Origin of the sequence: Pseudomonas sp. TH07 (assembly GCF_016651285.1) — a bacterium.
Taxonomy (GTDB): Bacteria; Pseudomonadota; Gammaproteobacteria; order Pseudomonadales; family Pseudomonadaceae; genus Aquipseudomonas.
Genome location: NZ_JAEKED010000001.1, coordinates 2,948,648 through 2,961,372 on the forward strand (window position 1 = coordinate 2,948,648; position 12,725 = coordinate 2,961,372).

At 60.1% G+C, this 12,725-nt stretch carries 10 protein-coding genes; all 10 read left to right on the forward strand.

Annotated features, from left to right (window positions below; genetic code table 11):
• Window positions 1-24 precede the first annotated feature (24 nt).
• Complete coding sequence (locus JFU57_RS13705) at window positions 25-528, forward strand: OmpH family outer membrane protein (RefSeq protein ID WP_020296614.1); 504 nt, start codon at window positions 25-27, stop codon at window positions 526-528.
• A 3-nt stretch (window positions 529-531) separates the two neighbouring features.
• Window positions 532-1,587 carry a UDP-3-O-(3-hydroxymyristoyl)glucosamine N-acyltransferase gene (gene lpxD / locus JFU57_RS13710; protein ID WP_078470072.1) on the forward strand — a complete coding sequence of 352 codons (1,056 nt, stop codon included), beginning with the start codon at window positions 532-534 and terminating at the stop codon, window positions 1,585-1,587.
• A 109-nt stretch (window positions 1,588-1,696) separates the two neighbouring features.
• A complete protein-coding gene (gene fabZ, locus JFU57_RS13715) occupies window positions 1,697-2,137 on the forward strand; it encodes a 3-hydroxyacyl-ACP dehydratase FabZ (RefSeq protein ID WP_007907157.1) in 441 nt (146 codons plus the stop codon).
• A complete protein-coding gene (gene lpxA / locus JFU57_RS13720; RefSeq protein WP_020296612.1) occupies window positions 2,134-2,910 on the forward strand; it encodes an acyl-ACP--UDP-N-acetylglucosamine O-acyltransferase in 777 nt (258 codons plus the stop codon). The genes fabZ and lpxA overlap by 4 nt, the downstream gene beginning before the upstream one ends.
• Window positions 2,911-2,912: 2 nt before the next feature.
• Window positions 2,913-4,043 (forward strand): lipid-A-disaccharide synthase, encoded by a 1,131-nt coding sequence (lpxB, locus tag JFU57_RS13725; protein WP_207202189.1) that lies wholly within the window; start codon window positions 2,913-2,915, stop codon window positions 4,041-4,043.
• A gap of 11 nt (window positions 4,044-4,054) precedes the next feature.
• Window positions 4,055-4,687, forward strand: a complete 633-nt coding sequence (rnhB, locus tag JFU57_RS13730; RefSeq protein ID WP_201132112.1) for a ribonuclease HII — start codon at window positions 4,055-4,057, stop codon at window positions 4,685-4,687.
• 70 nt (window positions 4,688-4,757) lie between these two features.
• The gene (gene dnaE, locus JFU57_RS13735; RefSeq protein WP_078470076.1) at window positions 4,758-8,279 is read left to right on the forward strand and encodes a DNA polymerase III subunit alpha; all 3,522 of its coding nucleotides are present in this window, start codon (window positions 4,758-4,760) and stop codon (window positions 8,277-8,279) included.
• A 152-nt stretch (window positions 8,280-8,431) separates the two neighbouring features.
• Window positions 8,432-9,379: an acetyl-CoA carboxylase carboxyltransferase subunit alpha gene (locus JFU57_RS13740; protein ID WP_078470077.1), complete on the forward strand. Its 948-nt coding sequence runs from the start codon at window positions 8,432-8,434 to the stop codon at window positions 9,377-9,379.
• Between the two features lie 120 nt (window positions 9,380-9,499).
• Window positions 9,500-10,816: a tRNA lysidine(34) synthetase TilS gene (gene tilS, locus JFU57_RS13745; protein ID WP_201129630.1), complete on the forward strand. Its 1,317-nt coding sequence runs from the start codon at window positions 9,500-9,502 to the stop codon at window positions 10,814-10,816.
• Between the two features lie 274 nt (window positions 10,817-11,090).
• Window positions 11,091-12,722, forward strand: coding sequence for a CTP synthase (locus JFU57_RS13750; protein ID WP_020296606.1), 1,632 nt, complete (start codon window positions 11,091-11,093; stop codon window positions 12,720-12,722).
• Window positions 12,723-12,725 lie beyond the last annotated feature (3 nt).

A 12,725-nucleotide genomic window follows, 5' to 3' on the forward strand; every position in this document is an offset into this window, starting at 1 on the left:
CAATGGATTTTGTAGGAGTGCATCGTGCGTAAGTTGACTCAATTGGTTCTCCTGGCCACCGTTCTGGTCGCGACCCCGGTCTTTGCAGACATGAAGATCGCGGTACTGAACTATCAGATGGCTCTGCTGGAGTCGGACGCTGCGAAGAAGTACGCAGTGGATGCCGAGAAGAAGTTCGGTCCTCAGTTGACCAAGCTCAAGACTCTGGAAAGCAGTGCCAAGGGCATTCAGGACCGTCTGGTTGCCGGTGGCGACAAGATGCAGCAGGGCGAGCGTGAGCGCCTGGAGCTTGAATTCAAGCAAAAGGCCCGTGACTTCCAGTTCCAGTCCAAGGAGCTGAACGAAGCCAAGGCTGTTGCCGACCGCGAAATGCTCAAGCAACTGAAGCCCAAGCTCGACAGCGCAGTGGAAGAAGTGATCAAGAAGGGCGGTTTCGACCTGGTCTTCGAGCGTGGCGCAGTCATTGATGTCAAGCCTCAGTACGACATCACTCGCCAGGTTATCGAGCGCATGAATCAGCTGAAGTAACCCATGACCGCGATTATTAAGCTCGGCCGATTGGCCGAGTTCCTCGGCGCCACCTTGCGTGGCGACCAGGAGAAAGAAATCACTGGGCTAGCCACCTTGCAGGAGGCTGGCCCAGCTCAGTTGAGCTTTTTGGCAAATCCTCAGTACCGCAAGTACCTGGCTGATAGCCAGGCGGGTGCTGTGCTGCTTAAAGCGGCTGATGCCGAGAGTTATGCCGGTGATGCGTTGGTGGTGCCTGATCCTTATCTGGCCTATGCGCGAATTTCCCATCTGTTCGACCCCAAGCCCAAGGCTGTGGCTGGCGTTCATCCCTCAGCGGTGATTGCCGATGACGCCGTGGTCGATCCGTCGGCCAGTATCGGGCCGTTTGCGGTGGTCGAAAGCGGCGCGTCGATTGGCGCCGGGGTGACGGTTGGTGCGCATTGCTTTGTGGGGGCTCGCAGCGTGGTTGGCGAAGGCGGCTGGCTTGCGCCAAGGGTCACGCTGTATCACGACGTGCGGATCGGCAAGCGAGTGGTCATTCAGTCCGGTGCGGTACTGGGTGGCGAAGGGTTTGGATTCGCCAATGAGAAGGGCGTCTGGCAGAAGATTGCCCAGATTGGCGGGGTCACCATTGGCGACGATGTGGAGATTGGCGTCAATACCGCCATCGACCGTGGCGCCCTGGCCGATACCGTCATTGGCAATGGTGTGAAACTGGACAACCAGATTCAGATCGCCCACAACGTGCAAGTCGGTGATCACACCGCCATGGCCGCCTGTGTGGGGATTTCCGGCAGCACCAAGATTGGCAAGCACTGCATGCTTGCAGGTGGCGTCGGGTTGGTCGGCCATATCGAGATTTGTGACAACGTTTTCCTGACCGGGATGACCATGGTGACCCACTCGATTACCGAGGCTGGCTCCTACTCCTCCGGTACTGCCATGCAACCTGCTGCCGAGTGGCGCAAAAGCGCGGCCCGTATCCGTCAGCTCGATGACATCGCGCGACGCCTGCGGCATCTGGAAAAGCGCGTTGGGGACGTGACCCCTGACGGTAATGCTTCATCAGATGGCTGAAACCATTTCCATATCAAGTGTGCACAGCCGCTAGACTGCCTCCTTGATTTGCTAGAGGAGCACGCATTAGTCGCGCGCTCCCAATCTTTACTACAGGCTTCCCCACGAAATGATGGACATCAACGAAATTCGCGAATACCTGCCTCACCGTTACCCGTTCCTGCTGGTGGACCGGGTGGTGGACTTGGATGTTGAAGGCAAGCGCATTCGTGCCTACAAGAATGTCAGCATCAACGAGCCTTTCTTCAATGGTCACTTTCCCGCGCATCCAATCATGCCGGGCGTGCTGATCATCGAGGCGATGGCTCAAGCTGCCGGCATCCTTGGTTTCAAGATGCTGGACGTGAAGCCGGCCGATGGCACCCTTTACTACTTCGTTGGTTCCGACAAGCTGCGCTTCCGCCAGCCGGTGCTGCCGGGTGATCAACTGATCCTTGAAGCCAAGTTCCTCAGCTGCAAGCGTCAGATCTGGAAGTTCGAGTGCCAGGCTTCGGTCGATGGCAAGCCAGTCTGCTCCGCTGAAATCATCTGTGCGGAACGCAAGCTATGAGTTTGATTGACCCTCGCGCAATCATCGATCCGACGGCCGTTCTGGCCGACGACGTCGAGGTCGGCCCCTGGTCGATCGTCGGCGCTGGTGTGGAAATCGGCGAGGGTACAGTGATTGGCCCCCATGTGATTCTCAAGGGGCCAACCCGGATCGGCAAACATAACCGCATCTACCAGTTTTCCTCGGTAGGTGAGGACACGCCCGATCTCAAGTACAAGGGTGAAGAAACCCGCCTGGTGATCGGAGACCACAACGTCATCCGTGAAGGCGTGACCATTCACCGCGGTACGGTCCAGGATCGCTCCGAAACCACCTTGGGCGATCACAATCTGGTCATGGCCTATGCCCACATCGGCCATGACAGTGTGATCGGCAACCACTGCATCCTGGTCAACAACACCGCGTTGGCCGGGCATGTGCACGTGGATGACTGGGCAATCCTCTCCGGTTTCACCCTGGTTCACCAGTATTGCCACATTGGCGCCCATAGCTTTTCCGGCATGGGCACTGCCATCGGCAAGGATGTACCCGCGTTCGTCACAGTATTCGGCAACCCCGCAGAAGCCCGCAGCATGAACTTTGAAGGCATGCGCCGCCGTGGTTTCAGCGAAGACGCGATCCACGCCCTGCGCCGCGCCTATAAAGTGGTGTACCGCCAGGGGCTGACCGTTGACCAGGCCCTGGCCGAGTTGGCCGAGCCTTCTGTGCAATTCCCCGAAGTCGCGATCTTCCGTGACTCGATCCAGTCTTCGACCCGTGGCATCACTCGTTAATCATGAGCAATCTGCGTATTGCGCTGGTGGCTGGCGAGGCCTCCGGCGATATTCTCGGCGCCGGTTTGATGCGCGCACTCAAGGCCCGGCATCCTGCGGTTGAATTTATCGGTGTCGGCGGCCCGTTGATGCAGGCCGAGGGCCTGGTTTCGTACTTCCCCATGGAGCGCCTGGCGGTCATGGGGTTGGTGGAAGTGCTGGGGCGGCTGCGTGAGTTGTTGGCACGGCGCAAGAAGCTGATCCAGACCCTCATCGCCGAAAAACCTGACGTGTTTATCGGTATCGACGCACCTGATTTCACCCTGAATATCGAACTCAAGCTGCGACAGGCGGGGATCAAGACGGTGCACTATGTCAGCCCGTCCGTCTGGGCCTGGCGGCAGAAGCGTGTGCTGAAGATCCGCGAAGGTTGCGATCTGATGCTGACGCTGTTCCCGTTCGAGGCAAAATTCTACGAAGAGAAAGGTGTCCCGGTGCGGTTTGTCGGTCACTCCCTGGCCGATGCGATTCCGCTGGAAGCTGATCGTGCGGTGGCTCGTGCTGAACTGGGTTTGCCCGATGGCCCGCTGGTGGCATTGATGCCAGGCAGTCGTGGCGGTGAAGTCGGGCGCCTGGGTGCGCTGTTTCTCGATACTGCGCAACGTCTGCGAGCCATGCGCCCCGGCGTGCGCTTTGTCATGCCCTGTGCCAGCCCCGAGCGCCGCAGCCAGCTGGAGCAACTGCTGGCCGGTCGTGACTTGCCGTTGACCTTGCTTGACGGCCAGTCCCACCGGGCCTTGGCGGCTTGCGATGCGGTACTGATTGCCTCCGGCACCGCGACCTTGGAAGCGCTGCTGTACAAGCGGCCGATGGTGGTCGCCTACCGCCTGGCGCCGCTGACGTTCTGGATTCTCAAACGCATGGTTAAAAGCCCCTACATCTCCCTGCCCAACTTGCTGGCCCAGCGTTTGCTGGTGCCCGAGTTGCTGCAGGATGAGGCGACGCCCGAAGCCCTGGCGCGGACGTTGTCGCCGCTCATCGAGGGGGGCGAGGAGCAGACTCGCGGCTTCGACGAAATCCATCGGACGTTGCGTCGGGACGCCTCGAACCAGGCGGCTGATGCAGTCCTGAACCTGATCGGCAAAGCGCAATGAGTAACCTGAAGATGCAGATGGGCCTGGACTTTACCCTGGTAGCCGCCACTGAAGAGCTGGTGTGCGGCGTCGATGAAGTCGGACGCGGTCCGTTGTGCGGTGCGGTGGTCACGGCGGCGGTCATTCTGGATCCGAACCGGCCGATCCTTGGTCTCAACGATTCGAAGAAACTCACCGAAGCCCGGCGAGAAAAACTCTACGATGAGATCTGCGAGAAAGCCCTGAGCTGGTGCATTGCCCGCGCTGAAGTCGAGGAAATCGACGAGCTGAATATCCTGCACGCGACCATGCTCGCCATGCAGCGCGCGGTGGAAGGGCTGAGCATTACCCCGAAGCTGGCGATGATCGACGGTAATCGTTGCCCGAGGTTGGCCATGCCCGCGGAGGCGGTGGTCAAGGGTGATAGCAAGGTGCCGGCAATCGCCGCAGCGTCGATTCTGGCCAAGGTCAGTCGCGACCGTGAAATGGCGGCGTTCGAGCTGATCTATCCGGGTTACGGCATCGGCGGCCACAAGGGTTATCCGACGCCTGTGCACCTCGAAGCGCTGACCCGCCTGGGGCCGACGCCGATTCACCGGCGTTCGTTCGCGCCGGTCCGCCAAGCCTATGAAGCACGTGAGAGCTTGAGCGAGACACAGTCCTGAGGCTGATGTTTTAGCCGAGGCCCGGTACAATCCGGGCCTTGTTGTTTTTGTGCTTACTTACAGGATCACTATGCCGGCTTCATTCGTTCACCTGCGCCTGCACACTGAATACTCACTGGTCGACGGTCTGGTGCGGATCAAGCCGCTGGTCAAGACGCTGGCCGGCATGGGCATGCCCGCTGTGGCGGTCACCGACCAAAACAACATGTGTTCCCTGGTCAAATTCTATAAAGCCTCCATGGGCGCGGGTATCAAGCCGATCTGCGGCGCCGACCTGTGGCTGTCGAACAAGGATCCGGACAACCCACTGAGCCGGATCAGCCTGCTGGCAATGAACGCCGTCGGCTATCGCAACCTGACCGAGCTGATCTCCCGCGGTTTTATCGATGGGCAGCGTAATGGCCAGGTGATAATCGAGCGGGAATGGGTGGCCGAGGCCGCGGACGGCTTGATCATGCTGTCGGCCGCCAAGGAAGGTGAGATCGGCATCGCCTTGATCAGTGGTGACCTGGCGGAAGCCGAGACCCTCGCTCGCGATTGGATGGCGGTGTTCCCGGATCGCTTCTATCTGGAAGTCCAGCGCACCAATCGTCCTAATGACGAAGAGCAGTTGCACGCAGCCGTGGCCCTGGCCGACAAGCTCGGTGCACCGTTGGTGGCGACCAACGATGTGCGTTTCATCAAGCAGGAAGACTTCGAAGCTCACGAAACCCGTGTTTGCATCGGTGAGGGCCGCGCCCTCGACGATCCGCGGCGTTCGAAGAACTACAGCGACCAGCAATACCTGAAAAGCGCCGATGAGATGGCCGAACTGTTCAGTGACTTGCCCGAGGCGCTGGAGAACTCGGTCGAAATTGCCAAGCGCTGCAATATCGAGGTCAAGCTGGGCACTCACTTCCTGCCCAACTTCCCGATTCCCGATGGCATGACCATCGATGAGTATTTCCGCAAGGTCTCGTTCGACGGCCTGGAAGAGCGGTTGTCGGTGCTGCTGCCCAAAGACACGACCGAAGATTACGAAGCCCGGCGCCAGGTGTACGTCGATCGCTTGAATTTCGAGCTGGATATCATCATCCAGATGGGCTTCCCCGGTTACTTCCTGATCGTTATGGACTTTATCCAGTGGGCCAAGAGCAACGGTGTCCCGGTAGGTCCGGGCCGTGGATCGGGTGCCGGGTCCCTGGTGGCCTACGTGCAGAAGATCACCGACCTCGATCCGCTGGAATATGACCTGCTGTTCGAACGTTTCCTCAACCCGGAGCGGGTCTCCATGCCCGACTTCGACGTCGACTTCTGCATGGACGGTCGCGATCGGGTGATCGACTACGTGGCCGAGAAGTACGGCCGCAACGCGGTCAGCCAGATCATCACTTTCGGTTCCATGGCCGCCAAGGCTGTGGTGCGGGACGTGGCCCGGGTCCAGGGCAAGTCCTACGGCCTGGCGGATCGCCTGTCGAAGATGATCCCGTTCGAAGTCGGCATGACCCTGGAAAAAGCCTACGAACAGGAAGAGATCCTGCGCGACTTCATCAAGGTCGATGAGGAAGCGGCGGAAATCTGGGAGATGGCGCGCAAGCTTGAAGGCGTGGTGCGCAACGTCGGCAAGCACGCCGGTGGCGTGGTTATCGCGCCAACCAAGCTGACCGACTTTTCGCCGATCTATTGCGACGAAGAAGGCGATGGCCTGGTTACCCAGTTCGACAAGGATGACGTCGAGGCCGCGGGCCTAGTGAAGTTCGACTTCCTTGGTCTGCGGACCCTGACCATCATCGATTGGGCCCTCAAGACCATCAACCGCGAGCGGGCCAAGGTCGACGAAGAGCCGCTGGATATCGCCTTTATCCCGCTCGACGACAAGCCGACCTACAGCCTGCTGCAAAAGGCTGAAACCACGGCGGTGTTCCAGCTTGAGTCGCGAGGCATGAAGGAGCTGATCAAAAAGCTCAAGCCCGACTGCCTGGAAGACTTGATCGCACTGGTGGCCCTGTTCCGTCCGGGCCCTTTGCAATCGGGCATGGTGGATGACTTCATCAACCGTAAGCACGGTCGCGCCGAACTGGCCTACCCGCACTCGGATTACCAGTACGAAGGCCTCAAGCCGGTACTGGCACCGACTTACGGCATCATCCTGTATCAGGAACAGGTGATGCAGATCGCCCAGGTCATGGCCGGTTACACCCTCGGTGGTGCGGACATGCTGCGCCGGGCGATGGGTAAGAAAAAACCTGAGGAAATGGCCAAGCAGCGTGGCGGTTTCATTGAGGGTTGCGCCACCAATAATATCGACCCGGACCTGGCGGGTAACATTTTCGACCTGGTGGAGAAATTCGCCGGTTACGGCTTCAACAAATCCCACTCCGCAGCTTACGGCCTGGTGTCGTACCAGACCGCCTGGCTCAAGGCTCACTACCCGGCGCCGTTCATGGCTGCGGTGCTCTCGGCGGATATGCACAACACCGACAAGGTCGTGACCTTGATCGAGGAAGTGCGGATCATGAAGCTGCGCCTCGATGCGCCAGACGTGAACACCTCGGAGTTCAAGTTCACGGTGAACGACGAAGGTCGGATCATTTATGGCCTGGGGGCGATCAAGGGGGTTGGCGAAGGGCCGGTAGAGGCCATTACCGAGGCGCGCCAGGCCGGGCCGTTCAAGGACCTGTTTGATTTCTGCGCCCGGGTGGACCTCAAGCGTATCAACAAGCGCACCCTTGACGGTTTGATCCGCAGTGGCGCCCTGGACCGCCTGGGTCCGTATTTCCACGATGAGCCCAAGGCCTATCAGGCCAACATCGACCAGAACCGGGCGGTATTGCTGACCGCCATGGAAGAAGCGATCAAGGCGGCCGAACAGACGGCCCGGACCCACGACAGCGGCCATGCCGACCTGTTTGGCGGTCTGTTTGTGGAAGAAGACGCCGATGTCTACGCCAATCACCGCAAGGCCAAGGAACTGACCCTCAAGGAGCGCCTCAAAGGCGAGAAAGACACCCTGGGGCTGTACCTGACCGGTCACCCGATCGACGAGTATGAAGGTGAAATCCGCCGTTTTGCCCGCCAGCGCATCATCGATCTGAAGCCTGCGCGGGATACCCAGACCGTGGCGGGGATGATTATTGCCCTGCGGGTCATGAAGAACAAAAAGGGCGACAAGATGGGCTTCATTACCCTGGACGACCGTTCGGGGCGGATTGAGGCTTCACTGTTTGCCGAGGCCTTCCATTCGGCGCAGTCCCTGCTGCAGACCGACGCGATGGTGGTGGTCGAGGGCGAGGTCAGCAACGATGACTTCTCCGGCGGCCTGCGCCTGCGGGTCAAGCGCGTGATGAGCATGGAGGATGCGCGGACCAACCTGGCGGAAAGCCTGCGGCTCAAGGTTCATACCGAGGCCCTCAAGGGTGATCAGCTACGCTGGTTGGGCGAGTTGCTCAAGCGTTATCGCGGTGCCTGCCCGGTGACCATGGAATATGCCCGGGATGATTCCAAGGCCTTGCTGCAGTTCGGCGAAGGCTGGCGAATCGACCCGGCGGATGCATTGATTCAAGCCCTGCGTGACCAGTTCGGGCGAGACAACGTCTTCCTCCAATACCGTTGATGGTCAGCGGGCATTCCTTGCGTTATCGGGTTTGCCCTGACCTCGACCCGGATTTTAATCTCGACCTGAACGCGCCTGTCCCTTAAGGTAATGCGCGAATAGACAACCGGCCGACCCAAGCTCTCTTGGATGTCGACCCAAGACGGACGCCTATGAACCCGAATTTTCTAGATTTCGAACAGCCGATCGCCGACCTGCAAGCCAAGATCGAAGAGTTGCGCTTGGTCGGTAATGACAATTCGCTGAATATCGGCGATGAGATCTCCCGCCTGCAGGATAAAAGCAGCACGCTTACCGAGGACATCTTCGGCAAGCTGACCAGCTGGCAGATCGCTCGTCTGGCGCGTCACCCGCGTCGTCCGTACACCCTGGACTACATCGACCACATCTTTACCGAGTTCGACGAGCTGCATGGCGACCGTCACTTCTCGGACGATGCTGCCATTGTCGGCGGGGTTGCCCGTCTGGATGACCAGCCGGTGATGATCATTGGTCACCAGAAAGGCCGCGAAGTCCGCGAAAAGGTTCGTCGCAACTTCGGCATGCCGCGTCCGGAAGGCTATCGCAAGGCCTGCCGCCTGATGGAAATGGCCGAACGCTTCAAGATGCCGATCCTGACCTTTATCGACACGCCGGGCGCCTACCCGGGTATCGACGCCGAAGAGCGCAACCAGAGCGAAGCCATTGCCTGGAACCTGCGTGTCATGGCCCGCCTGAAGACCCCGATCATCGCCACGGTCATTGGCGAAGGTGGTTCTGGCGGTGCATTGGCGATTGGCGTTTGCGACCAGTTGAACATGCTGCAGTACTCGACTTACGCGGTTATTTCCCCAGAAGGTTGCGCGTCCATCCTCTGGAAAACCGCCGAGAAAGCCCCGGATGCCGCCGAAGCCATGGGTATCACTGCCGAGCGTCTCAAAGGCCTGGGCATTGTGGACAAGGTGATCGGCGAGCCTCTGGGGGGCGCACACCGTGACCCAGCAGCCGCTGCTGCCTCGATCCGTGCCGAGCTGACTTCGCAGTTGGCGATGCTCAAGGGCATGGACACCGAAACCTTGCTCAAGCGTCGTTATGACCGCCTGATGAGCTACGGTCTCTGATACGCCGTCGCTCCTTCTTGTAGGAGCGAGCTTGCCTGCGGTCCGGACGCGGCGGTGGATCCCTTCACCGCTCCAGCGTCTGCAGCAGGCAAGCCCGGCTCCCACAGGTCCTGTCCGTTGATGAATCACCTATCTGCCCAATTGCTGCATCGCCTGGCTCCTTGGCGTGACGCCTGCGCCTGGCGTATTGCCTATTCCGGCGGTCTGGACTCCACCGTCCTCCTGCACCTGCTTGCCGATCTGGCGCAACAACACCCACTTCCACCTTTGGCCGCCCTGCATATCCACCACGGTCTACAGGCTGCGGCCGATGCCTGGCCGGCCCATTGTCAGTCCGTGTGCGACGCGCTGGGGGTGCCCTTGCAGGTCGTGCGCGTGCAGGTGCAAGTGGGCGCCAGCCTCGAGCGTGCGGCCCGTGATGCGCGTTACGGCGCCTTTGAGCGCGCAACAGCTGACAACGAGTTGCTGCTGACTGGGCAGCATCGTGACGATCAGGCGGAAACCTTGTTGTTTCGGCTGTTGCGCGGCGCGGGGGCAAGAGGGCTGGCAGCGATGCCTGAATCCCGCCCTTTGGGCCTGGGACATTTGCTGCGGCCGTTGCTGGATGTATCGCGGGCCGAACTGCTGCGTTATGCCGATGAGCGTGGATTGAGCTGGATCGAGGATCCCTCCAATCTCGATCAGCAGTTTTCACGCAATTACCTGCGCCACGCGGTGCTTCCCCAGCTCACTGCTCGCTGGCCTCGGGCACTGGCCAGCATGGCGCGCAGCGCGGCGCATTTGAGTGAGGCTCAAGGGCTGCTCGATGAGCTGGCGCAGATGGATCTTGCTGCGGCCGACACTGCCAGCGACTTCAGTTGGTTGCGCCTGCCGTCACTGGAGTTGGCTCCCCTGCAAGCGCTTTCTCCCGCTCGCCAGCGCAACGCCTTGAGCCACTGGCTGAGCCTTCGCAGCCGTTTGCCGGATAGCGAGCACTGGGTGGGTTGGGAGACGCTACGCGATGCGGCGCAAGATGGGCATCCGATCTGGCGCCTGGCGGATGGCGAACTGCATCGAGCCTGCGGGCGGTTGTGGTGGTTGGCGGGCGCCTGGTTGCGCCCGATGCCTGATGCGCCATCCTGGGCAGACGTTTCCCGACCGCTGGTGCTACCGGATAACGGGCAGTTGCATATCACCGGCCAGGGGCCCAGGGGACCGTTGCAGGTGGCTTATCGTCAAGGTGGCGAAGTCATGCATTTACCGGGTCGAGGCCATCGCGACCTGAAGCGCTTGCTCAATGAAAGTGGCTTGCCGGCCTTTGCCCGTGGCAGATTGCCGCTGCTGTATCAGGGCGAGCAGTTGTTGGCGGTGGCAAACCTGCCAGGTCTTGTCGCAAACGCCCATGGTTGTTGGCAATTGCATTGGCAGCCGCCGACGAGCGATCAAGGTTTGAGCTGAAAGGCCCTTTCCGGTAGACTACGCTCCCTTCTTGATACAACTTCTGTGGATTCGCCTGAATTGCAGAAGTTGCCGATTACCAAGCAGTCTTTGCTGGGCGATTCCAAAAAATGTGTAGCGAGCAACGTACCGGTGTTTTTGCATCCGGTCTGTCACAACGCGGCGGTTTTTTCGAAAGATGCACTGTGATTAATGCAGGTGATCGGGGGCTTCGGCCTTCCTTCGCTTTCCCCGGCGGCTCGGACCGCTTTAACGCAGACTTCTAGGGTTTTTCATGACGCGCTACATATTCGTCACGGGCGGTGTTGTTTCTTCATTGGGGAAAGGCATTGCCTCGGCTTCATTGGCGGCCATCCTGGAGGCGCGGGGACTTAAGGTCACCATGCTGAAGCTGGACCCGTACATCAACGTCGACCCGGGCACCATGAGCCCGTTCCAGCACGGTGAAGTGTTCGTCACCCACGACGGCGCCGAGACTGACCTGGACCTGGGCCACTACGAGCGGTTCATCCGCACGACCATGACCCAGAACAACAACTTCACCACCGGCCGTGTCTATGAGCACGTGCTGCGCAAAGAGCGCCGTGGTGATTACCTGGGCGCGACCATTCAGGTGATTCCGCACATCACCGACGAGATCAAGCGCCGGATCATCAAGGGCGCCGGCGATGCCGACGTGGCCATGGTTGAAATCGGTGGCACCGTGGGTGACATCGAGTCCCAACCGTTCCTCGAAGCCATCCGCCAATTGCGTTTCGAAGTCGGCGCCAAGCGCGCGATGCTGATGCACCTGACCCTGGTGCCGTACATCGCCACAGCCGGCGAAACCAAAACCAAGCCGACCCAGCATTCGGTCAAGGAACTGCGTTCCATCGGCCTGCAGCCGGACGTGCTGGTATGCCGCTCCGATCACCCGATCGACATCTCGTCGCGTCGCAAGATCGCCCAGTTCACCAACGTTGAAGAGCGTGCGGTGATTGCACTGGAAGATGCGGACACCATCTACAAGATCCCGGGCATCCTGCACTCCCAGGGCCTGGATGATTTCGTCGTCGAGCGTTTCGGCCTGCAATGCGGCAGCGCTGACTTGTCCGAGTGGGAAGCCGTGGTTGACGCCAAGCTGAACCCGGAGCACGAAGTCACCATCGCCATGGTCGGCAAGTACATGGAGCTGCTGGACGCCTACAAGTCGCTGATCGAAGCCATGAGTCACGCCGGCATCAGCAACCGGACCAAGGTCAACCTGCGCTACATCGATTCCGAAGACATCGAAAACCAGGGCACCGCGCTGCTCGAAGGTGTCGATGCCATCCTCGTACCTGGCGGCTTCGGTCTGCGTGGCGTGGAAGGCAAGATCACCGCCGTGCAATACGCTCGTGAAAACAAGGTGCCGTACCTCGGCATCTGCCTGGGCATGCAAGTGGCCGTTATCGAGTTCGCACGTAACGTGCTGGGCTGGAAAGACGCCAACTCCACCGAGTTCGATCGCGCCAGCGGTCACCCGGTCGTGGGCCTGATCACCGAGTGGGAAGATGCCACCGGCGCTGTCGAAACCCGCACCGAGGCTTCCGATCTGGGCGGCACCATGCGCCTGGGTGCCCAGGATTGCCTGCTGGAGCCGGGTTCCCTGGTTCACGATTGCTACGCCAAGGACGTGATCGTCGAGCGTCACCGTCATCGCTACGAAGTGAACAACAACCTGCTGCCGCAAATCATGGAAGCCGGCCTGAAAATCTCCGGTCGTTCCGGTGATGGCGCGCTGGTTGAAGTGGTTGAAGCACCGGATCATCCATGGTTCGTCGCTTGCCAATTCCACCCTGAGTTCACCTCGACACCGCGCGACGGTCACCCGTTGTTCAGCGGTTTCGTCAAGGCGGCCTTGGCTCAACACCAGAAGAAGGCATAAACC